At 63.5% G+C, this 20947-nt stretch carries 22 protein-coding genes, 3 tRNA genes and 3 pseudogenes; 11 read left to right on the forward strand and 17 right to left on the reverse strand.

Translation table 11 applies throughout. From position 1 onward, the window contains the following. Positions 1–80: 80 nt before the first annotated feature. The 4 genes from NKI46_RS03590 (at position 81) to NKI46_RS03605 (ending at position 3579) form a co-directional block, all read left to right on the forward strand. Positions 81–1196, forward strand: coding sequence for an ABC transporter substrate-binding protein (locus tag NKI46_RS03590; protein ID WP_352459603.1), 1116 nt, complete (start codon positions 81–83; stop codon positions 1194–1196). A gap of 21 nt (positions 1197–1217) precedes the next feature. Continuing rightward, on the forward strand, positions 1218–2051 hold the full coding sequence (locus tag NKI46_RS03595) for an ABC transporter permease (protein ID WP_023670301.1): 834 nt from the start codon (positions 1218–1220) through the stop codon (positions 2049–2051). Beyond that, entirely contained in the window at positions 2051–2857 is an 807-nt protein-coding gene (locus tag NKI46_RS03600) for an ABC transporter permease (RefSeq protein WP_352459604.1), read from the forward strand. Before NKI46_RS03595 ends, NKI46_RS03600 begins: the two co-directional genes overlap by 1 nt. Before the next feature lie 137 nt (positions 2858–2994). Then, positions 2995–3579 (forward strand): LysE family translocator, encoded by a 585-nt coding sequence (locus NKI46_RS03605; RefSeq protein WP_280948364.1) that lies wholly within the window; start codon positions 2995–2997, stop codon positions 3577–3579. Positions 3580–3624: 45 nt separating this feature from the next. Here NKI46_RS03605 and NKI46_RS03610 read toward each other — a convergent pair whose 3' ends face one another. From NKI46_RS03610 to NKI46_RS03635, 6 genes are all read right to left on the reverse strand, one after another. Then, a complete protein-coding gene (locus NKI46_RS03610) occupies positions 3625–4515 on the reverse strand; it encodes an alpha/beta fold hydrolase (protein WP_502896790.1) in 891 nt (296 codons plus the stop codon). Then, positions 4515–4850 (reverse strand): antibiotic biosynthesis monooxygenase family protein, encoded by a 336-nt coding sequence (locus NKI46_RS03615; protein WP_352459606.1) that lies wholly within the window; start codon positions 4848–4850, stop codon positions 4515–4517. The genes NKI46_RS03610 and NKI46_RS03615 overlap by 1 nt, the downstream gene beginning before the upstream one ends. Positions 4851–5463: 613 nt before the next feature. Next, positions 5464–5522, reverse strand: a tRNA-Arg gene (locus NKI46_RS03620). Between the two features lie 15 nt (positions 5523–5537). Continuing rightward, complete coding sequence (locus tag NKI46_RS03625) at positions 5538–5879, reverse strand: HigA family addiction module antitoxin (RefSeq protein WP_352459607.1); 342 nt, start codon at positions 5877–5879, stop codon at positions 5538–5540. Between the two features lie 50 nt (positions 5880–5929). Next, a tRNA-Arg gene (locus NKI46_RS03630) sits at positions 5930–6006 on the reverse strand. A 60-nt stretch (positions 6007–6066) separates the two neighbouring features. Next, complete coding sequence (locus NKI46_RS03635; RefSeq protein ID WP_023670294.1) at positions 6067–6372, reverse strand: ETC complex I subunit; 306 nt, start codon at positions 6370–6372, stop codon at positions 6067–6069. 173 nt (positions 6373–6545) lie between these two features. Here NKI46_RS03635 and NKI46_RS03640 point away from each other — a divergent pair, with 173 nt between their 5' ends. The 4 genes from NKI46_RS03640 to NKI46_RS03655 all read left to right on the forward strand — a co-directional run bounded on the left by NKI46_RS03640 (position 6546) and on the right by NKI46_RS03655 (position 8969). Then, on the forward strand, positions 6546–7730 hold the full coding sequence (locus tag NKI46_RS03640) for a flavin-containing monooxygenase (RefSeq protein WP_352459608.1): 1185 nt from the start codon (positions 6546–6548) through the stop codon (positions 7728–7730). 51 nt (positions 7731–7781) lie between these two features. Then, positions 7782–7858 (forward strand) — tRNA-Pro (locus NKI46_RS03645). 177 nt (positions 7859–8035) lie between these two features. Then, the gene (locus NKI46_RS03650; protein WP_023689055.1) at positions 8036–8347 is read left to right on the forward strand and encodes a hypothetical protein; all 312 of its coding nucleotides are present in this window, start codon (positions 8036–8038) and stop codon (positions 8345–8347) included. 361 nt (positions 8348–8708) lie between these two features. Beyond that, positions 8709–8969, forward strand: coding sequence for a hypothetical protein (locus NKI46_RS03655; RefSeq protein WP_023738658.1), 261 nt, complete (start codon positions 8709–8711; stop codon positions 8967–8969). 8 nt (positions 8970–8977) lie between these two features. Here the strand turns inward: NKI46_RS03655 and NKI46_RS03660 are convergent, their stop codons facing one another. The 5 genes and pseudogenes from NKI46_RS03660 to NKI46_RS03680 form a co-directional block, all read right to left on the reverse strand. Next, positions 8978–9361 carry a type II toxin-antitoxin system VapC family toxin gene (locus NKI46_RS03660; RefSeq protein ID WP_023738657.1) on the reverse strand — a complete coding sequence of 128 codons (384 nt, stop codon included), beginning with the start codon at positions 9359–9361 and terminating at the stop codon, positions 8978–8980. Further along, a complete protein-coding gene (locus NKI46_RS03665; protein ID WP_352459609.1) occupies positions 9358–9615 on the reverse strand; it encodes a type II toxin-antitoxin system Phd/YefM family antitoxin in 258 nt (85 codons plus the stop codon). The genes NKI46_RS03660 and NKI46_RS03665 overlap by 4 nt, the downstream gene beginning before the upstream one ends. Before the next feature lie 321 nt (positions 9616–9936). Continuing rightward, positions 9937–10641, reverse strand: a complete 705-nt coding sequence (gene hdaA, locus NKI46_RS03670; protein ID WP_023738655.1) for a DnaA regulatory inactivator HdaA — start codon at positions 10639–10641, stop codon at positions 9937–9939. Positions 10642–10643: 2 nt separating this feature from the next. Then, positions 10644–11837 (reverse strand): AI-2E family transporter, encoded by a 1194-nt coding sequence (locus NKI46_RS03675; protein ID WP_352744810.1) that lies wholly within the window; start codon positions 11835–11837, stop codon positions 10644–10646. Then, positions 11809–12368, reverse strand: a pseudogene (locus NKI46_RS03680) (CDP-alcohol phosphatidyltransferase family protein). The gene NKI46_RS03675 and the pseudogene NKI46_RS03680 overlap by 29 nt, the downstream one beginning before the upstream one ends. A 167-nt stretch (positions 12369–12535) precedes the next feature. On the opposite strand from NKI46_RS03680, the gene purM reads away from it, so the two are divergent. The 3 genes and pseudogenes from purM (at position 12536) to NKI46_RS03695 (ending at position 14849) form a co-directional block, all read left to right on the forward strand. After that, positions 12536–13615 carry a phosphoribosylformylglycinamidine cyclo-ligase gene (purM, locus tag NKI46_RS03685; protein WP_023738653.1) on the forward strand — a complete coding sequence of 360 codons (1080 nt, stop codon included), beginning with the start codon at positions 12536–12538 and terminating at the stop codon, positions 13613–13615. After that, positions 13612–14319 (forward strand): phosphoribosylglycinamide formyltransferase, encoded by a 708-nt coding sequence (gene purN / locus NKI46_RS03690; protein WP_023738652.1) that lies wholly within the window; start codon positions 13612–13614, stop codon positions 14317–14319. The genes purM and purN overlap by 4 nt, the downstream gene beginning before the upstream one ends. A 7-nt stretch (positions 14320–14326) precedes the next feature. Then, positions 14327–14849: pseudogene (locus NKI46_RS03695) on the forward strand (SixA phosphatase family protein). 190 nt (positions 14850–15039) lie between these two features. On the opposite strand, the gene NKI46_RS03700 reads toward NKI46_RS03695, so the two are convergent. The 6 genes and pseudogenes from NKI46_RS03700 to NKI46_RS03725 all read right to left on the reverse strand — a co-directional run bounded on the left by NKI46_RS03700 (position 15040) and on the right by NKI46_RS03725 (position 20854). Next, complete coding sequence (locus NKI46_RS03700; RefSeq protein WP_023738651.1) at positions 15040–15273, reverse strand: DUF680 domain-containing protein; 234 nt, start codon at positions 15271–15273, stop codon at positions 15040–15042. A 237-nt stretch (positions 15274–15510) separates the two neighbouring features. Further along, positions 15511–16272 carry a 4-hydroxy-tetrahydrodipicolinate reductase gene (gene dapB, locus NKI46_RS03705; RefSeq protein WP_023738650.1) on the reverse strand — a complete coding sequence of 254 codons (762 nt, stop codon included), beginning with the start codon at positions 16270–16272 and terminating at the stop codon, positions 15511–15513. A 63-nt stretch (positions 16273–16335) separates the two neighbouring features. Beyond that, positions 16336–17138, reverse strand: a pseudogene (gene speB, locus NKI46_RS03710) (agmatinase). Between the two features lie 96 nt (positions 17139–17234). Continuing rightward, positions 17235–18407: an amidohydrolase gene (locus NKI46_RS03715; RefSeq protein WP_023738649.1), complete on the reverse strand. Its 1173-nt coding sequence runs from the start codon at positions 18405–18407 to the stop codon at positions 17235–17237. 15 nt (positions 18408–18422) lie between these two features. Continuing rightward, positions 18423–19649, reverse strand: coding sequence for a Zn-dependent hydrolase (locus tag NKI46_RS03720; protein WP_031253530.1), 1227 nt, complete (start codon positions 19647–19649; stop codon positions 18423–18425). Between the two features lie 2 nt (positions 19650–19651). After that, the gene (locus tag NKI46_RS03725) at positions 19652–20854 is read right to left on the reverse strand and encodes a diaminopropionate ammonia-lyase (RefSeq protein WP_352744817.1); all 1203 of its coding nucleotides are present in this window, start codon (positions 20852–20854) and stop codon (positions 19652–19654) included. Between the last annotated feature and the right edge of the window lie 93 nt (positions 20855–20947).

Consider the following 20947-nt stretch of genomic DNA (forward strand, 5'->3'; position numbering starts at 1 on the left):
CGAGAACGGCGAAGTCTTCCAGCAAAGAATCTGGAGCGCGCCATAACCACCGGAACCAACAACGAAAAAGGGGAACTAAAATGACAGACCAAAGCAAAAAACAAGCCATGGACGCGCTATCCGCCCGGGCTGTGCGCGGCGAGATTTCGCGCCGGCAATTCACCCAGCTTGCAGCCTTCGTGCTGGCCGGCACGCCGATGCTGCTGCGCTCGACCGGCGCGTTTGCGCAGGCCAAGGAACTGGTGCTGGTCAACTGGGGTGGCGATGCCCTCACCGCTTATGACGCCGCCTATGGCCAGGCCTTCACCAAGGAGACCGGCATCGCCGTCAAGATGGACGGTTCGGGCCCGACCGAAGGCGCGATTGCCGCACAGTTCAAGAGCGGCGCGCCGACCTGGGATCTCGTCGATGTCGACCCGTTCTCGGCCATCACGCTCGGCGCCCAGGGTGCGCTCGAGCCGATCGACTATGCCATCGTCGACAAGAAGAAGATGCGCGACGGCTTCGGCTGGGAATACGCGGCCTCGACCTATTTCTTCTCCTACGTCATCGCCTATGACTCGGAGAAATACGGCAAGGACGCGCCGACCGGCATGGCCGACTTCTTCGACGTGAAGAAGTTTCCGGGCAAGCGCTCGCTCTACAAATGGGGCGTGTCGAGCTGGGAAGCCGCACTTCTCGCAGACGGCATCGCGCCGGCCTCGCTCTACCCGCTCGACCTGAAGCGCGCGCATGACAAGATCGCCGCTTTCAAGGAAAACGTCGTGGCTTACTGGGGCGGCGGCGCCGAGAGCCAGAGCGTGCTGCTCAACGGCGAAGCCTCGATGGCGATCGTGTGGTCGACCCGCGCCTCGCTGATCGAGCAGGACTCGGGCGGCAAGATCAAGTTCATCTGGGATCAGGGCCTGATTTCGCCCGGCGCGCTGGCCGTGCTCAAGGGCAACCCCGGCGGCAAGGACGCAGCGATGAAGTTCATCGCCAGCGCCCAGGATCCGCAAAAGCAACTGGTGATGTTCGACAAGCTCGGACAGGGTCCGGCCAATCCGGCCGCCGATGCGCTGATCCCCGCCGACAAGAAGCGCATCAACCCGGTCGATCCCGAAAACATGAAGAAGCAGATCGCGCTCGACATGGACTGGTACGCCAAGAATTACGGGGCAGCACTCGACGAATACACCAAGATCATCTCGGCCTGACCAGGCCGGGCACGAGCTTCGATGAGAGGCACCCTCTCCGACAGGATGGGCGCGGCGGTGCTGATGGCGCCGCTGCTCCTGTTCCTTGTGCTGGCCTACGCCTGGCCGTTCCTCGGCGTCGTCAAGTGGAGCGTCACCTTGCCGACACCGGGGCTCGGCCAGTATGGCGCGCTCGCCACCGATGCCCTGGTGCAGTCTGTGTTCATCCGCACGCTGCGCATCGCGCTGATCGTCACCGTGGTTTCCGTGGCGGCGGCATACGCCATCACCATGGTGTGGGTGCGCGGCAGCCCGGCACAGCGCATAATCGCTGAATTCTGCATTCTCGTCCCCTTCTGGATCTCGGTGCTGACCCGCGCCTTCGGCTGGGTGGCGCTTTTGTCCAACCGCGGCCTGATCAACACCTGGCTGCAATCGATCGGCTTCATCTCCGAGCCGCTGGCGCTGGTGCGCAACGAGTTCGGCGTCATCGTCGGCATGACGCATTTCCTCATTCCCTTCGCGGTGTTCCCGCTGGCCTCCGCCATGCGCAGCCTCGACGAGCGCGTGCTGCTCGCGGCGCGCGGGCTCGGCTCCAGCCGTATGCGCACCTTCTGGACCGTGTTCGTGCCGATGACGCGCTCCGGCATCATCGGTTCGGCGATGATCGTGTTCGTCTTCTCGCTCGGCTTCTTCGTCACGCCGGCGATCCTCGGCGGCGGCCGCAGCGTGATGATCGCCGAGCTGATCTATCTGCGCATCTTCCAGAGTCCCGATTGGGGACTGGGCGCGGCGATCAGCGTCGTGCTGGTGCTGTTCGTCGGCGCGCTCATGGCGCTGCTGTTCCGCTATGTCAGACCGAAGCAACTGATCTGATGCCGACCTATCGCCCCGGTCCCGTCTCGCTGATCCTCGCCGTGCTGGTGGCACTGTTCCTGCTGCTGCCGCTGTTGGCGGTCATCCCGGTGTCGCTGACGCCAAGCCGCATGCTGGCGATGCCGACGGGCGAGCTGTCGCTGCGCCACTACCGCGCGCTGATCGAGGATCCGCGCTGGCTCGACGCCATCCTGCTGTCGATCCGCATCGGCATCGTCAGCAGCGTCATCTCCACCGTGCTGGCGCTGTGCTTCAGCCTTGGCGTCTGGATGTTCCAGCCGCGCTTCACGGCCACCCTTGTCGGCTTCGTGCTGTTGCCGATGGTGGTGCCGCCGGTGGTCTCGGCGATCACGCTCTACTTCCTGCTGACGTCGATCTCGGGCATGAGCTCGTTCTTCGGCTACGACACCTGGCTTGGCGTCGCCATGGCGCATTCGGTGATGACGGTGCCTTTCGCCACGGTGCTGATCCTGGTCTCGCTCAGCCAGCTCGACCGCCGCATCGACCTTGCCGCGCGCGGCCTTGGCGCCGGTGTGTGGGAGCGCGCCACGCGCATCATCATGCCCAACATCAGGTTCGGCATCGTCACCGCCGCGCTGCTGTCCTTCGTGCTGTCCTGGGAAGAGATCGGCGTCACCCTGTTCATCACCTCGGTCAACGCCATCACGCTGCCGCGGCTGATGTGGATGGGCCTGCGCGACAACATCGACCCGGCGATCGCCGCGCTCTCGGTGATCCTGATCATCATCACCGTGCTGGTGCTGGCGGTGCGGACTGTGGTGGTGAAGATGCGCGGCGGGCACTGAGCCAAGGTGGCCAACAACAATCGGCGATAGCCAAGCCGCTGTGTGAAGGGCGTTACGGACGGTGAGCGCCGGGTACATTACGCGGCGTCATGGGAAACCTGCCGCTGGTGACATTTGCCTTCGTGTCGGTGCTCGGAATGGCGGTTCCGGGACCGGACGTCGTGCTCGCCATCACCAACGGCTCCCGCTACGGTTTTCGACGCGCGTTTCTCGGCATGGCCGGCGTCGTACTGTCTGATTTCGTTCTTATCAGCATCGTCGCGCTGGGCTTCGGCGCTCTTTTGCTGGCTTCGGAATTCTATCTCTCGGCTCTCAGGATGTTCGGCGCGGGCTATCTGCTTTTCGTCGCCATCGGTACCCTGCGCACCGCATCCCGACCTTCGTTCAACGCTAACCTTCCCGAAACACGCCATTCAGCCAAGGCACTCATTGGGCGCTGCTTCTTGGTGGCGGTCACAAATCCGGCGGCCTGGCTGCTTTTCCCCGCGATCCTGCCGCATTTTGTCCGCGTGGATGAGCCGATCGCGATCCAGTATGGCATCCTGGCCATTATCGCCGCGCTTGCCGATGTGTTTGTGCTGACGTTTTACGCAGCCCTTGGCGCGCGGGCTGCAAGGCTTCTGGCTGGGCCAAACGCCGTGTGGATCGACCGGTTTTACGGTATCGCCCTGCTTGGTCTTTCGAGCACTTTGATCCTGCAGTCCCTCGGGCATCTGAGATAGTCGACACAGGACTACACAGGGCCGGATTTAGCAATCGGTCCGCCGTCAGCTTGCGAAGAATCTCGACAGCCTTGCAGCCGTGTCTTCGGGGTGCTCTTCCGGGAAGAAATGCCCACCCTTGACCGAGCCGCCTTCGACGTTATCAGCCCATTGCCGCCAGATCGCCAACGGGCCGCCCTCCTCCGCATACCAGTTCTCCAACCCGCCCTCGCCGCTCCAGAGCGCAAGCAGCGGGCATCTGATGCGACAGCCATCAGCCTGGTCCTGCGCGTCGTGCTCGCGGTCGATGCCTGCGGCGGCGCGATATTCCTCGCAGATGGCGTGGACATGGGCGGGATCACGCAGCGCCTCGATATAGGCGGCCCTGACCTCAGCGGGAAAAGCATCTGGAGCCGAGCCCCAGCCGGCGATCGCATTGTCGACAACTGCGTCGGGTGCTGCGGACAACAGGCGCTCAGGCAGCGGTTCCGGCTGGGCGAGCAGGCTCCACGGCCAGAAGGCCAGCGCCAGCCTGGCATCGGCCCGATCCCAGGCGGAGGCCGTGGGGACGATGTCGAGAACGGCGACTTTCGACACGGTTTCGGGATGGTCGAGCGCCAGCCGGTAGGCGACGCGGCCGCCACGGTCATGGCCGGCAACCGTGAAGCGGTCGAAGCCTAGAACGTCCATAACCTGCACCATGTCGCGCGCCATCGCTCGTTTGGAATAGGCGGCATGATTGGCTCCGGAAGCCGGACAGCCGCTTTGTCCGTAGCCCCTGAGATCGGCGGCAACCACGCTGAAGTGCGAGGCCAGGGCCAGCGCTATGTCGCGCCACATCACATGCGTTTCGGGAAAGCCATGCAGGAGCAGCAGCGGCGGCCCTGAGCCACCGGCCCTGACGAAGATCGATGTCTCCTCCATTTGAACGGTCCTGGCGTCAAAGCCCGCAAACATCAGCTGCCGCCAACCATTCCGTGGCTGGAAAGGATGCGCAACACCTGGACACCCTTCGGCAATTCGATCAGGAACTCCTTGTCGCGGTCGAGATGGTGGATGCTTTGCGGATCGCCGCCGGTAAAGGCGGCCATCGCCTCGACGCTCTCCCAATAGGAGATGGTGACGAATTCCGAATGCGTCGGCGTGTCCTCGCGAAAAGTCTGCACGCCAAGCGCTTTCTCGATCAGCGGCTTGATGCCGGCCTCGTAATTGTAGCGCTCATAGGCATCGGCCTTGTCGGGCAAGGTCCTGCCGCGCCAGATGCGCGCAATGGTGGGCGTCTTCGGTGCCATCTCCTATAACACCCGAAGGCGCGCCGCGTTCCGACTATCCTGACTGGCCGCACAACTGGCTGATAGTCGACGTATGGCAAAGGTTCCGTACAGTAACTTGCACTGGACACGCGGCTATCCTGTCAAGCCCAAACGTGCTCTCTTGTGCTCAACTTGGGAGGGCACAATGAAACTACGTCTAGCTTTCGCTGTATTCACCGCAGGAATTTTCTTCGCATTGTCGGCTGCCTCGGCCGGACAAGGGGAACAGCAAAACATCAACTTCCTGGCTCGGATGTCCGATGCAAGGTTAAATTTGGCCGCCAGAATGGCCGGTGACCTCGTTGGCGTAAGGCAAAGATGTCCGGCGTTGAGGCCAACGGAAGACGGAAAAGCAATTTTCGCAGTCCCGGTCCTTTTGTATGATGGGCGGGACAAACACCTGACCCCAGACCCCCGAAAGTTCAACATGGCCATCCATACCTATGAGAGGGCTTTCGCAATGGCGGCCCAGAGATCGGCAAGTTGCCAAAGCGAGAGGGCCAAATACCCGAAACTTTACCGGTAGATGGCTAACAAGGACGACCTTCAGTCTCCGGCGCCGCGACGCCTCACCTAACGTATTGAAATTATTGGCAGGATTCGAACCTGCGACCATCGGCTTAGAAGGCCGGTGCTCTATCCGGCGGAGCTACGGGACCGCTGCCGTCAGCGAACGCGCCCTGCCTTCAGGCAGTATGCAGGGTCGGGGATGGCGCTAACGTCAACTTGGCGCTCCGCATGCCAGGCATCATACGCGGCCTGCATCCTGAGCCAGATCGCGGCACCATCGCCGAACATCTTGCCAAGGCGGGCGGCCACGGCAGGCGATACCGGCTTCTTCTCACGGATGATGTCGTAGAGCTGCTGGCGCGAGATTCCGAGCAGATTGGCGATTTCCACCTTGGTCTTGCCGGTGGCGGGAACGATGTCGTCGAGCAACGCGCCAGGATGGGAAGGGCAGCGCTCGGTCGTTCTGTTTCGTTCGTACACCTTCAGAGTGCTACCCATATGCCAGGTACAAACCGTAACCTATGTGTCCGGAATGGACCCGGCAAAATTGGCGATCCCGACAGGATTCGAACCTGTGACCATCGGCTTAGAAGGCCGGTGCTCTATCCAGCTGAGCTACGGGACCGCTGGCCGGCATTTGATATCTTGGCCGGCTGGTGTCTATGTGCCAGGCGCTGACCGCCGGTCAATGCGTCCAGGGTATCCTGCGGTCATAGCGGAAATTTTCCGCGTAGGAAATCTGCCGGCGCTTGGTCTCTTTCGGCTCCTCGACACGGAAGGCCAGCCCCTGCTTTTCGGCATAGGCCACCGCTTCTTCCCTGGTGTCGAAGGTCAGCCTGATCTGGCTCAGCATGTCGCCCGATGTGGTGTAGCCCATCAGCGGGTCGATCTTCTTGCGTTGGGCGGGATCGAATTCCAGCACCCAATGGCCGGTCTTGGCCTTGCCGGACTGCATCGCGGTTTTGGCTGGGCTGAAAATTCGCGCGGACATGGGCACCTCGTAGCTGCGTTGGCGGTAGCGCCGCCTTATTTCAGTCAATACTGTGCAACACTGCCGACGGCAAGGCCGAAGCGGCCTGCAACCAGGTCGCTTCGACAGCGGCATAGGCTGGATACACTGGCGTAGCATCAAAAGTCATGGTCATGATGGCGACACAAAGAGGCATGGACGCAGGGATTTTGCACGCCGAGGCCGACAGCCAAGCGATTTTCGACGGCGCGATCGTGATCGGCGCCGGGGCAGCCGGCTTGACCGCAGCCCATGCGCTGCTCAAGACCGGCGTGCCTGTGATGGTGTTGGAAAAGGAAGCCCGGCTGGCCGAGCCATGGCACGGGCGGCACGAGCGACTGCATCTCAACACGCATCGCGACCTTTCGGCGCTGCCGGGCGTTTCCTTTCCTGCCGGCACCCCTGCCTTTCCGCACCGAAACACCATCATCGGCCATTTGAACGAATTCCACGCCATGCACCGGCTGCCGGTCGAGTTCGGCATCGCGGTCGAGGAGATTGGCTTCGAGGGCGACCACTGGCTTGTGCGGACCAGTGCCGGGCCGCGGCTGGCGCGCCATGTCGTCATCGCCTCCGGGCGCGACCGGCAGCCCTTCGTCCCGGCCTGGAAAGGCATGAAGGCCTTTGCCGAACGCATCATCCATTCGGCCGCATTCGGCGACGCCAAGGCCTATGCGGGCAAGAAAGTGCTGGTCGTCGGCGCCGGCAATTCCGGCTTCGACGTGCTCAATCACCTGGTGGCAGCCGGCACGGGACAGATCTGGCTGTCGGCGCGCAACGGTCCGGCACTGCTGCCCAAGCGCCTCGGCCAGATCGCCGTCCACCGGTTCTCGCCGGTCCTGGCGCGGCTGCCGTTCAAGCTCGCCGATGCGGTGATGGCGGCGACGCAGCGATGGGCCTTCGGCGACCTCACGGCCTACGGCCTGCCGCCGACGCCTTCGGGCGGCGCAAGCCGGCTGGCGTCGGATTATACCGCCATCGCCACCGATGACGGCGCCGTCGATGCCATCAAGGACGGCAGGATCATCGTCTTGCCAACCGTGCGGGAATTTACCGGCGACACGGTCGTTTTCGACGATGGCGCGACGATCCAGCCCGATATCGTCATCGCCGCGACCGGCTACCGCACCGGGCTCGAGGCCATGCTGGGCAAGCTCGGCGTGCTCGACGAAAAGGGCGTGCCGCTGTTCAACGGCGCCGACAGCGACCCGAAACTGCCGGGCCTGTGGTTCACCGGCATGCGGCCAAGCATCCGCGGCTGCTTCGCCAATGCCCGCATCCAGGCCAAGGCGATCGCAGCCAGGATTGCACGGGAGCGCAGACCGCCAAGCCCCGTTTGACGATTTAGGGGTTGCGCGACATGGTCCGGAACCGTATACGCCGCAGGGCCTCGGAGTGTAGCGCAGCCTGGTAGCGCATCTGGTTTGGGACCAGAGGGTCGGGAGTTCGAATCTCTCCACTCCGACCATTTTTTCCCACAAAGCCAGTCCTTGCCCAAGGTCACTCCCAAGGTCGCCAATGGCTGCCTCGCCGGTAGCGCATGGCGGCACGCTTTGCCCAAGCAGCAGCCGCTCGCCGATCGGACCCTACATTGGAACACCAGTTCGCTCCGAGAGTTGTGTATGTTCAACCCAAGGAGCCAACAATGAAAACCCTTCTCATCGCCTCGATGATCGCGTTCGCCGGAACGGCGGCTTTGATCGCACCGGCGCAAGCCGCCAGTCTGACTATCCAGTCCGATGACGACGATCAATATTCGTCCGACGATGGCGATATACAGATTCTTCGCCATCACCAGCGCCACAAAGACTATAGCGACGACTATGGCGACGACTACAGCGACAACCAGGATGGCCAATGGCGGCGCCACCATCGCCATCACCGCTGCCATATCGAACTGGTCAGGCACTGGCGCCATCACCACAGGGTCGTCGAAGAGGTCAGGGTCTGCGGCTGATCCGGTCGCTTCGGACCTGCTACGGCCGAGTTGGCGGCCGGAGCACAATCTGACCTAAAGCCCGTCGCTTTGAACGGACTCACGCGACGCGCTTAATGTGCTTGTTTGATGCATTTCGTTCTCTCAAAAACCGGGGCCACTTTTTTTGCGACATGCATTAGGCGCCGGTATCATCGACAGCATCCCTTCTGCGGGTTTGGCTGAAAATCCGACGCAGGGATAATCCCCCCGCTTCCACCTCTACCGCCGGTCTAAAAGCACGTCGCGCTGAAACGTATCCAGGTGATGCATGTCGTTCTCTCAAAACCGGGACCACTTTTGAGCGACATGCATTAGACTCCGGGCAAAGGGGAGATTCTGGATGCTTGGTCTCGAGGCATGGCTTTCGCTGATTGGCCCTGCCTACTTCGCCTTGATCGGCATCACGGTTCCGTTCGTCGTAGTCTGGGCCATTATCTGTGCAGCCCTGTGGATCTGGAACAACCGGCCGAGCAAGAGGCAAGGCCCTCCCCGCTCGTGGCCCGCCAGCGTGCTGTTCTTTGTCGTCGTTGCCGCGTGCTACGTGGCAGCGCATACGGTGGTCTATCTGCTGGTCCGGTATCTAGCGGCGTTGTGGGCATAAACGTAGCTCTATAGAGCGCTCTCGATATCGGTCTTCGAAAAATCGTCGCCAACATAGAGCAAGCGGCAGGCTCGATCCTTTGCCACTTCATAGGCAAAGCAATCGCCGAAATTGAGCCCGGCCGGATGAATACCCTTGCCCCATCGCCCATACGCCTCGGCTATGCGTCGGCCAGAGGCTGGTGTCACCGCCGTGACCTCGAAGCCGAGCCCGTCGATCAGGCCGGCCATTTCCTCACCGACATTGCGCCTATCCGCCACGATCAGCGCCTCGGCCATTGTGCCAGCCGAGATCAGAATATCGTCTTCGGCTTCCAGCGCCGCAATGCAGGCACTGGATTGAGGTTCGGCAAGAACGATCGCCATCAGGGCCGAGGTATCGACCACGATCATTCGGGCAGGCCATCGTCGCCATAGAGGAAGTCCTGGCTCCGCGCGGCATCCGACCCGGCCTTTGCCTTGGCAGCGCCGGATGCTCGCATCGCCTCCAGTAATGCCCGGCGGCTTTTCCTGTCAGGGACAGCCTTCACGGGAACAAGGCGCACGGCTGCATGACCATGACGGGTCAGGATAACTTCATCACCCGCCTCGGCACGACGGACCAGTTCGGTGAGCTGCCCCTTGGCGTCTGTAACGGATACCTGCATTGACCACTCCTTTATGGACCATGCTCTGGTCCATATTCAAAAAGTAGACCATCTAATGGTCCATTTCAATGCAGGACGATGAAGATCTTGCGACTTGGTGAAATCTGAATGACAGCTGGCGCGCAATCGTAGGCCTTGCGGCGATTCTATCTGAAGGTAAGCTCGCCGGGCGAGAACCCCAATCATCACTCCCGGCGAGCCTACAACCCGATCAGGAACGCGATCAGGACCGGGGTCAGCCGGCAAACGCAGTGTTGCAAGATGGATGCCAGAGGTTTCTTCTCGAAATGGGACAGGAGCGGAGTCTTCTCCTTCCACTGCCTAAACCTCGAACTCGCCCTGCCCTTCATCCATGGCGCTGACGATCTCGGCGGCGAGCGCCCTGGTGATCGGCGTCTTACGCTCGAGCGCGGTGCGGTCGAGGCGCTCGACCACGCGCATGGCGGTGGCCAGCGAGCGCTCCATGCGGCGCACCAGATATTGCACGACATGCGGCTCGACCTCGACCTGGCGGTCGGCGAAGAGTTTGGTGATAACACCGGCCAGAAGCAAATCGTCGGGTTCGTGGATTTCGACCGTTGCCGCCGCCTTCAGCCGCGAAGCCAGGTCGGGCAGCGTCACCCCCCAGGCGGCGGGGAAGCGCCGCGCCGTCAACAGCAAGGTGGACCCGGCGCCGCGCACTTCATTGATGAGATGAAACAGGCCCGCCTCGTCGATGGCTGTCTTGTCGACATCGTCGATCAGCGCCGGCCTGCTGCCAAGCCCGGAGATGGCATTGCCGATGCGCTCGGCATCGACCGCCACAGCGTTGGTCCGCGCCTGCCAGATCGAGCCCAGATGTGTCTTGCCGGAACCGGCCGGGCCAGCGAGCACGATCACCGGCGACGGCCAGTCCGGCCAGCGGTCGACAAGGGCTGCCGCCTCGCGGTTGGTGGCCGACACCACCAACTCGTCGCGCGAGTAGCCGGTGCCGTGGCCAAGGTCGAGCGGCAGCTGGCGCGGCGGTTCGGTCTTTTGATCCGTCACGTTCAGCCGCGCGGCGAGCGGTAGCCCCCGCCGCGAGCGGCGGGCAGCGGCGGGACGGGCTCGGTGGAGTGTCCCTTGTAGAGCGGCGATTCGAGATAGCGGGCAATGGCAAACCGCACCAGCACGGCAACCGCCGCCGAAGCAGGAACGGCGATCAAAAGGCCGACGAAGCCGAACAGGGCGCCGAAGGCAAACAGCGCAAACATCAGCCAGACCGGGTGCAGGCCGACGCTTTTTCCGACCAGCCTCGGCTGGAGGATGTTGCCTTCGATGAACTGGCCGATGAAGAAAACCACTGCGACAGCAACGATCATGGTCCAGTCCGGCCAGAACTGGACGAAGGCGACGCCGACGGCCAGCACCAGCCCGGTCAGCGAGCCGACATAGGGAATGAAGGAGATCAGCCCGGCGAAGAGGCCGATCAGGATGGCAAAATTCAGCCCGGTCAGCGTCAGGCCAGTGGCATACATGCCGCCGAGCACCAGGCACAACGTGCCCTGGCCGCGCACGAAGCCGGCCGTCGCGGTGTTGATGTCCCTGGAGATCGCCCTGACCGTCCCGACATAATCGCGCGGCACCCAGCTGTCGACGACCGCCACCATGCGGTCCCAGTCGAGCAGCATGTAGAAAGCGACAACCGGTGTGACCACGAACAGGCTGACCACTGACACCAGAGCAACGCCGGAACTCCAGATCGAGGTGAAGACGGTGCTCAGCAGGCCGAAACCGGAAGTGAGCAGCGAATTCAGCCCGTCGCGCAGGCCATTGGCATTGACGCCGAATTTCTGCTCCAGCCATTTCGGGTCGAACGAGGTGATCAGCGACTGCAGCCGGGTCAGATATTCCGGCAGCTTGCTGGCGAAATCGGCCATCTGCGTGGCCAGTACCGGAACCAGGATGACGAAGGCCAGCACCAAAAGGACGATGAAGGCAATCAGGATGACCACCGTCGCCATCAGCCGGGACAGCCCGAGGCGCTGCAGCCGGTCGGCGACCGGGTCGAGGAAATAGGCCAGCACCATGCCGGCAACGAACGGCAACAGGATGCTGGAAAAAATGTAGAGGAACAGCGCCAGGAAGATTGCCGTGCCCAGCCAGAAGAAAATCTGGCGGCGAAACGCCAGGGACGCAGCCGCGTCTGCTAACGCGGCAGTCGCGGCATTCTTGTCAACTACCCGGGGTGGAGCCTTCGCCATAGCCGCTCATATGCCTCAGCCAAGCCACGAGATAGGCCGCGGCCGAAGCCACGGTCAAGACCCCGGACAGCAATATGAGCGCAGGCCTGAGCGGGTCGAGGTGGAGGCCAAGGGCAAGTTCGCCCAGCACCACGGCGCCAGCACGATCTGGGCGGCGGTGTTGGCCTTCGACACATAGAGCGGCTTCATCTCGACCGGATTCGCCATGACCGTGGACAAAAGCACGGCGCAGATGATCAGCGCATCGCGTGACACCATGGTCACCACCAGCCACAGCGGCAATTGCCCGATGAAGCCCATGACCACGAACACCGAGACCAGAAGCACCTTGTCGGCCATCGGATCGAGATAGGCGCCGAGTCTCGATTGCTGGTTGAAGCGGCGGGCGATGAAGCCGTCGACGCCATCGGAAATTCCGGCAACGAGAAATCCGGCAAAGGCCCAGTCCCAGCGCATGTTCAGCATCGCCAGCACCAGCACGAAGCGCAGGATGGTGATGAGGTTGGAATGGTCAAAGGCATGTCCCGCCATGCTTGTTCTGCAGATAGATGATGGAGTTGGATTGTGGGTGCAAGGACCAGCGGTGAAGGGACTGTCCACGTATTTATCTTGGGCAAAAGCCCGGTATCCTGTCGTCATCCTTGCCCCCCGAAACCATTCATGCGAAGAGCCGCCGAGGGAAACAGGATGCGCCGACGATGAGCAAGGGCGACCGGGCCAAGCGCAAGAACGGGCTCACCTATGCCGAGGCGGGCGTCGACATCGATGCCGGCAACCTCATGGTCGAGAAGATCAAGCCGCTGGTGCGCGCGACGCGCCGGCCGGGCGCCGATGGCGAGATCGGCGGTTTTGGCGGCCTGTTCGACCTCAAGGCGGCGGGTTTCACGGATCCGGTGCTGGTCGCCGCCAATGACGGCGTCGGCACCAAGCTGAAGATCGCCATCGATGCCGGCAAGCACGACACGATCGGCATCGACCTCGTCGCCATGTGCGTCAACGACATCGTCGTGCAGGGCGCCGAGCCACTGTTCTTCCTCGACTATTTCGCCACCGGCAAGCTCGACCCCGACCAGGGGGCGGCAATCGTCGGCGGCATAGCAATCGGCTGCCGACAGGCCGGCTGCGCGCTGATCGGCGGCGAGACCGCTGAAATGCCCGGCATGTATAACGACAAGGATTACGACCTTGCCGGCTTCGCCGTCGGGGCGGCCGAACGCGGCCAGTTGCTGCCGACCGACGATATTGTCGAAGGCGACGTGCTGCTTGGGCTGGCTTCCTCGGGCCTGCATTCGAATGGCTTTTCGCTGGTGCGCCGTATCGTTGCCGTCAGCGGGCTTGCCTGGAGCGATCCGGCGCCGTTCAACGACGAAGCGACGCTGGCCGAGGCGCTGCTCGAGCCGACCCGCATCTATGTGAAGTCGGTCCTCAAGGCCATCCGCAACACGCATGGCATCAAGGCACTGGCCCATATCACCGGCGGCGGCTTTCCCGAAAACATTCCGCGCGTCCTGCCCAAGGACTTTTCCGCAGAGCTTGATCTCAATGCCATCGATGTGCCGGCGGTGTTTTCCTGGCTGGCGAAGACTGGCGGCGTGGCGCCGGAGGAGATGATGCGCACCTTCAACTGCGGTATCGGCATGATCCTCGTCGTCGCCTCCGGCCAGGCCGCACAGGTCGCAGCCGTGCTGCAGGAGGCCGGCGAGACTGTGACGCCGATCGGCCGCATCGTTCCGCGCCGCGACGCCGGCGTCATCTATCGGGGCTCGATCGGCCTATGAGCAGGAAACGCACGGTTGTTCTGATCTCGGGACGCGGCTCGAACATGACGGCGCTGATCGCGGCGGCGAGCGACCCGGCCTATCCCGCCGAGATCGTCGGCGTCATCTCCGACCGAGCCAACGCCGCCGGCCTTGGCATCGCGGCCGCGCGCGGCATCCCGACCAAAGTCATCGTGCGCGCCGACCATGCCAGCAAGGAAGCGCATGATGCGGCGATCGACGCCGCTCTGATTGCGTTCAACGCCGAGATCGTGGCGCTGGCCGGCTATCTGCGCATTCTCTCCCGCGGCCTGGTCGAGAAGTGGCAAGGGCGCATGCTCAACATCCACCCTGCCCTGCTGCCGGCCTTCAAAGGCCTGGACACGCATGCGCGCGCCCTGCGCGCCGGCATTCGCATTCATGGCTGCACGGTGCATTTCGTCACATCAGAGATGGATGACGGCCCGATCATCGCGCAGGCAGCGGTGCCGGTGATGGTCGGCGACATCGAAGACACGCTGGCCGCCAGAGTGCTGAAGGCCGAGCACCGGCTTTATGCGCTGGCGCTCGGGCTGGTCGCCGACGGCAAGGCGCACATGGAAGGCGGCCGCACCGTGCTGGCACATTTCGCCGACGATGCCGAAAACGGAACTTCCGTGGTGATGGCGCCCGACCCGCTGCGCGAAGAACGCGATCTCGAACATCTGGCGCGGATCACGCCGTAGGCCGACATTGGCGACACCGAGACAATTGCTCCTGCTGCGCCGCCAAGTCGATCTGGGACGACCCGGCGCTTGCTGATTTGGACCGGCCGCTCGGGCCGCGCGGGCTGAAGACGGCGCCGCTGATGGGGCGCGAACTGGCGCGGCGCAGTTGGCCGCCTGACCTGGCGCTGGTGTCGCCGGCGCTGCGCACGCGCGAGACATGGCGGCTGGTCTCGGCGGAACTGTCGGCGAGCGTAACGGTGGAGTTCGCCGAGGCGCTCTTCGAAGCCACGGCTGGCGACATTCTGGCCGAAGTGCGACAGGCAATCTCCTCTGCCGGCTGTCTCCTGGTGCTCGGCCATAATCCCGGCCTGGAGGACTTTGCCCGCCGGCTCGCCGGTCCGCGATCGGGTGTGGCTGCTCTCAGGAAACTTGAAGAGAAATTCCCGACCGGCGCCCTTGCCCGCTTTGTCATCGACGGCGACTGGGCGGATCTCGGCTTCGGCGCGGCCCGGTTGACGCATTGCATCAAGCCGAAGGATCTAAGCTAGACCAAGCTGCCTAACGGGCTAGCCGCAGGTGACAGCCGCAAAGCGTGTTTTGAAAGACCACGGTAAAACATGGAGATAGGACCAACTGCTGGCGGATTGATTCAAGATCTTTGCGGCCCGAGTCGATTGCATAAAAACAAGAGCGGTGGGCCGGGCCTACCGCTCTTGTGGTCGTCGATTTCTCAGAAAATCAACGACCCCAGATGCCCTGGCCGGATTCCGGCTGGTTCGAGTCGCCCTTGATCGGGAAATCGCCGAGGCTGGCCGGCTTGCGGATCGAGGCGGTATAACTGTGGTCGATGTTGCCGGCGGGCGCTGTCACAGCAGGCTGGTTGACGCCGTCGGAGCCGTAGTGGTCGCTGCCTGCGAAAGCGGTGCCGGTGGCAAGGAGGATGGCAGCAGCGGTAAGTGCGATCTTGGTCATTTCAGGTAATCCAGATTTTTTAGTTCTGTCCGTCAAGTGGCGTGCCTTGGGAGGAATTCGCGTCGCTCGGACCACCCCGAAATGGGTGTGCGTTGCTGCCATTGCCAATCACAAAAATGTGCGAACCGAACCGTTCGGTTCGGTCTGGGAAGGGCGAAATGGCGTAGTTGTTGCTATATTCTATTCTCTAGGCGGCTCCGACCTCGCAACGCCCCTCGTTGCGTTACCCTTTGCACCTCAAAAGGTCGTGAAACCCAGTACGTCGCGCATATCGTATTCGCGGGGAGGCCGGACGGCGACCCAGCGCGCTGCCGCAATGGCGCCGCGCGCGAACATCGAGCGGCCGCTGGCTGAATGCGAGAGCGTAAGCGTTTCGCCCTCACCGAGGAAGCTCACGCTGTGCTCGCCGACGATGCTGCCGCCGCGCAGCACGGCAAAGCCGATCTCGCCGGCAGGGCGTGGACCTGTAACGCCGTCGCGGATGCGTTTCGCCACATCGTCAAGCCCGCGAGCGGCCGCCTCGCCCAGCATCAGCGCCGTACCCGACGGTGCGTCGACCTTCATGCGGTGATGCGCTTCCAGGATCTCGATGTCGGCGGCGGGACCAAGTGCTCGCGCCGCCTGTTCGACCAGCCCAGCCAGCATGTTGAGCCCCAGCGAGTAGCTGCCTGAGCGAACGATGGCGACGGACTTCGAAGCAGCAGCGATGGCGGCGAGATCGGCAGGTTTGAAGCCGGTCGAGCCGATGACCAGCGCCGGGCCGCCGCGGGCCGCGCAAGCTTGTGCAAGATCGACCGAGGCCGCAGGCGTGGTGAAATCGATGACGACATCCGCAAGCGCCAGTGCTTCGTCGCGCTCGACCAGCCCCTCACCGATGCTGCCCGGCCTGTGAAAGCGGGCGACGAGCGCCAGCCTGGGATCGGTCTCGACGGCCAGCGCCATCTCCCTGCCCATGCGGCCGAGCGCACCGGCTAAGGCTATTTTCAATGGATGCGGCATGGCGGCTTTCACTGGAAATGCGAGTCACAACAATGATCTACCATGCCGCCCTGCCAGATTGATTCAGCCGGCGCTATGCGTCTTGAGCATCATACCGGCGATCTCCTTGACCAGCTTGGCGGCAACCAGCGCGGTAAGATTGGAGACATCCTGGCTTGCATTGTATTCGACGACATCGGCGCCGACGATGGGCGGGTCGATCCGCTGGATCAGGTTGATCACTTGCCGGGTTGTAAGACCACCGGGTTCGCGGTGCGACACGCCGGGCGCACAAGCCGGGTCGAGGCCGTCCAGATCGACCGAGAGATAGACCGGCGTCTTGAGATCGAGCTGCAGGTCCTCGCTGAAATGGCGCGCCTCGATCACCTCGACGCCGAAGCGCTTGAGCTGGTCACGAAGTTCATCATTGAGGGTGCGCAAGCCGATCTGGACCAGCCGGTCGGCCAGCCCTCCTCCAGGATGCGCGCGAAGGACGAGGTGTGCGATCGCCTGTTGTCCTGATAGGCATCGTAGATGTCGGGATGGGCGTCGATCTGGACGATCGTTAGCCTGGCATGGCGGCGGCGCACGGCACGCAGCATCGGCCAGGCGATGGCATGATCGCCACCGAGGCTGATCAACGGGTGGCCGGCATCCAGCGCGCGGCCGACCTCGGCCTCGATTCGCTCCCACGGATCGCCGTCGCCTGAAAAGTCGATGTCGCCGTGGTCGACGAAACTGTCCGCCACATCGAAGCCGGTTTCGCTCCACGAGCTGTGGGCGTCGCTTTTGAGTTCGCGCCGGATCAGGGCCGGCGCTGCAGCCGCGCCCTTGAGATAGGACGAGTTCTCGTCATGCGGTATTCCCAGAAGCGAAACCCTGGTCATCGGCGTGCGATCTCCGGCAACAGGCAATCTCCCTAAACCCGGCAGCTGGCTGGCGATAGCAGTGCCGCTTGGGCCAGCTGCGAAGGCGATCAGGCGTCACTTCACGATCGCGCCGCCCAGCCTTTGCCTGACGATCGCGATATGGAAATCCGTGCCGTGCAACAGCCCGTCATCGTTGAAGTCGTAGCTGGAATTGTGCAGCGGCGGCGAGGTCTCGCCATTGCCGAGAAACACGAAACAGCCCGGTACGTGATCGAGGAAGCGTGCGAAATCCTCCGAGGCGGTCATCGGCTCCGCCGCGATGCTGGCGGCGCCATCGGCCAGCACGCGCCTTGCGGCGACAAAGGCCGCGTCCACCAGGTCGGCATCGTTCTGCAGCGGCACGAATTCCCTGCTATAGGTCACGTCGGCGGTGACATTGTAGGCGGCGGCGGTGCCCGCCGCGATGACCCGCATCTGGCGCTCGATCTCGGCGCTGACCTCGGGACGAAAACTGCGGGCGTCACCGAGGATGCGGGCGAGGCCGGGCAATGCGTTGCGGGTGCCGTCGGTGATCAGTTCGGTCACCGAAACCACCGAAATGTCGGCCGGGCTCAGCCGGCGCGAGACGATGGTCTGCAGATTGGTGACCAGCGCGCAGGCGGCGACCAGCGTCTCGTTCCCGGAATGTGGCCGCGCCGCATGGCCGCCGATCCCCTTGAGCACGATCTCGAAATTGTCCTCCGCCGACATGAACGGGCCGGCACGGGTCTCGAAATGTCCAATGGGCAGGCCCGGCATGTTGTGCAGGCCAAAGATCTCGTCGAAGGGGAAGCGCTGCAGCAGCCCGTCATCGAGCATTGCCAGCGCGCCCTTGCCCCATTCCTCGGCCGGCTGGAAAACGAAACGCACGGTGCCGTCGAAACCGCCCTCGGCGGCCAGCAGCTTTGCCGCGCCGAGCAGCATGGTGGTGTGGCCGTCATGACCGCACGCATGCATGATGCCGGGGTTCTGCGAGCGATAGGCTGTCGCGGACTGCTCGGTGATGCGCAGCGCATCCATGTCGGCCCTGAGCGCAACCGTCCGGTTGCCGCTGCCGCGCTTCAACGTGCCAACGACGCCGGTGCCGCCGACCCCCTCTGCAACATCGTCCAGCCCGAATTCGCGCAGCTTCGCGGCGACAAAGGCAGCGGTGTGCTTTTCCTCGAAGCCGAACTCGGGGTGCGCGTGCAAATCGCGCCGCCAGCCGGTCATTTCCTGCTTCAGCACATCACGATCGAGCTCAGCCATTTCTTCTCCCCCGACCTATCTTGCAAGCTCACTGGCGACATCAAGCAGGATGTTGGCGCCGGCGACAAGCTCGGCATCTTCAGTGTGTTCGCGCGGATTGTGGCTGATGCCGCCGGCGCTCGGCACGAAGATCATCGCCGCCGGTGCGATGCGAGCCATCATTTGTGCATCATGGCCGGCGCCCGATGTCATGCGCCTGACGCCAAGACCGCGGTTCTTCGCGGCCGCCTCGATCCGTTCGACGATGCCGATGTCGAATAGCACCGGTTCGAAACGGGCCAGTTGCTCTGCCGAAATCGACAGGCTTTCGGCTGCAGCGAGCTCCTCGATATAGGCAGCAAGGGCCGCCTCATGCGCCTGCAGGCGCTGTTCGTCGGGATCGCGCAGGTCGATGGTGAAGACGGCGCGCGCGGGAATGACGTTGATGGCGTTGGGTTCGAAGCGCATCGTGCCGACCGTGGCCACGGTTGGCCCATTTGAAGCCCTGGCCCGATCGTGCAGGAAGGTGATGATGCGGGCGGCGGCGTGGCCGGCGTCGCTGCGCATCGACATCGGCGTGGTGCCGGCATGGTTGGCGGCGCCGTCGATGGTGATGCGCTGCCAGGAAATGCCTTGCAAATTCTCGACCGCGCCGATCGGCACGCCTTCGCGCTCCAGCACCGGCCCCTGCTCGATATGAAGTTCGAGATAGGCATGCGGCTTGAGGAAGCCGGGTTCGCGGTCGCCGGCATAGCCGATGCGGGCGAGCTCCTGGCCGAGCACGCTGCCATCCGTGCCGATGGCGGCCAGCACGGCCTCCGCGCTGACGCCACCGGCATGGCATAGCGAGCCCATCATATCAGGCGTGTAGCGCACACCTTCCTCATTGGTGAAAGCGGCGACCGCGACCGGGCGTGACGGCGAAAAGCCCGAAGCCTGCAGCTTCTCGATCACCTCCAGCCCGGCCAGCACGCCGTAGCAGCCATCATAGATGCCGGCATCGATGACGGTGTCGATATGCGAACCGATGAGCAGTGGCGCCTGCCCGGCATTGTCGGGGCATTGCCAGATGCCGACAATATTGCCGACCCGGTCGATGGCGACTTCCAGCCTGGCCTGCCTGAGCCAGCCGACAAAGAGGTCACGGCCCTGTTTGTCTGTGTCGGAGGCGGCGAGCCGGATCAGCCTATCCTCACTGTCGCGGCCAACGGCGCCGAGTTCCCGGATGCGGCCAAGCAGACGCTGTGCATCGATCCCGATCATGGCTATGCCTCGGCCTTCAGCTTGCCGGCCAGCACATCGGCGGGGCTCTGCCCGACCAGCTCGGTATAGCGATGCGGGTCTGTGGCGCCTTCGGTGTTGATTACAAGCACGCGGGATTTGTCGTCGAGCCCGAGCGCGGCCTTGTGGTCGGCCACCGCCCGGATCAGCCCGGCCAGACCGACGCCGCCGCTTTCGCCGGCGACGATCACTGGATCATTGCCAGCCGGCCGTGCCAGCCGCCGCATCACCGCGACCGCCTCCTCCTCATCCACCGTCATGAAGGCATCGGCAACCCGCGCCAGAACGCGCCAGGCAACTTGCGAGGCCTCGTAGCATTCGAGCATCGCCATCACCGTCGGCTGGTCGTGTGCGACCTTGACCACGTGGCCCGCCCGGGCGGCTGCGACAACGCAGGCGGCGCGGGCCGGCTCGACGACGATGAAGGTCGGCCTGGCGTCACCGAGCACGATGGCGAGATGGCCGGCCAGGGCGGCGGCAATGCCGCCGACACCGGCCTGCACGAAGACATGGGTCGGCGGCTGCGGCAACTGGCCCAACGCTTCACGCACGATCGTCGAATAGCCCTGCATGACCAGACCGGGGATGCGCTCGTAGCCCGGCCAGGAGGTGTCGGACACCACGGTCCAGCCTTGCTCAGCTGAAACCTCGGCGGCCTGCCTAACCGAGTCGTCATAATTGCCGTCGACGCGGATCATCTCGGCGCCATAGCGGGCTATTGCTGCAATGCGCGCCTCGCTGACGCCGGCGTGAACGAAGATTGCCGCTTTCGCGCCAACCAACTGTGCACCTTGCGCGACCGAGCGGCCATGATTGCCGTCGGTGGCGCAGGCAACCGTCATGCCGGCAGCGACCGCCCGGACGTCGAACCGGTTGAGATCGGCCACGTCAACGGGCCGACCAAGCGATCGGCTCGCCTCCTCCAGCACCAGTCGAAAAACGGCATAGGCGCCGCCGAGCGCCTTGAAACTGCCGAGACCGAGGCGAAAGCCTTCATCCTTGATGTGGACGGCGCCGAGGCCGAGTTCGCCGGCCAGCGTCGGCAATGCATGCAACGGAGTTGCGAGGTGATTGTCGCGATGGGCAAGAAAGCGCTCGACCGTATCGGCACCGGCATTCCCCAGCGTTTCGGCATCGACCGGATCGAGCGGCCGGCGGTGCAAGGCATTGCTGTTGAGCAGGAACACGGGTGGCCTCCTTTGGGTGTGACGAAATCATATTGCAGCCGAGGCGCAAATAGCGCTGTTATTGGCGCTTCGAAATGCAAGTTTGTTTCGCCA

Origin of the sequence: Mesorhizobium sp. M0615, assembly GCF_040320805.1 — a bacterium.
In the GTDB taxonomy this organism is placed as follows: Bacteria; Pseudomonadota; Alphaproteobacteria; order Rhizobiales; family Rhizobiaceae; genus Mesorhizobium.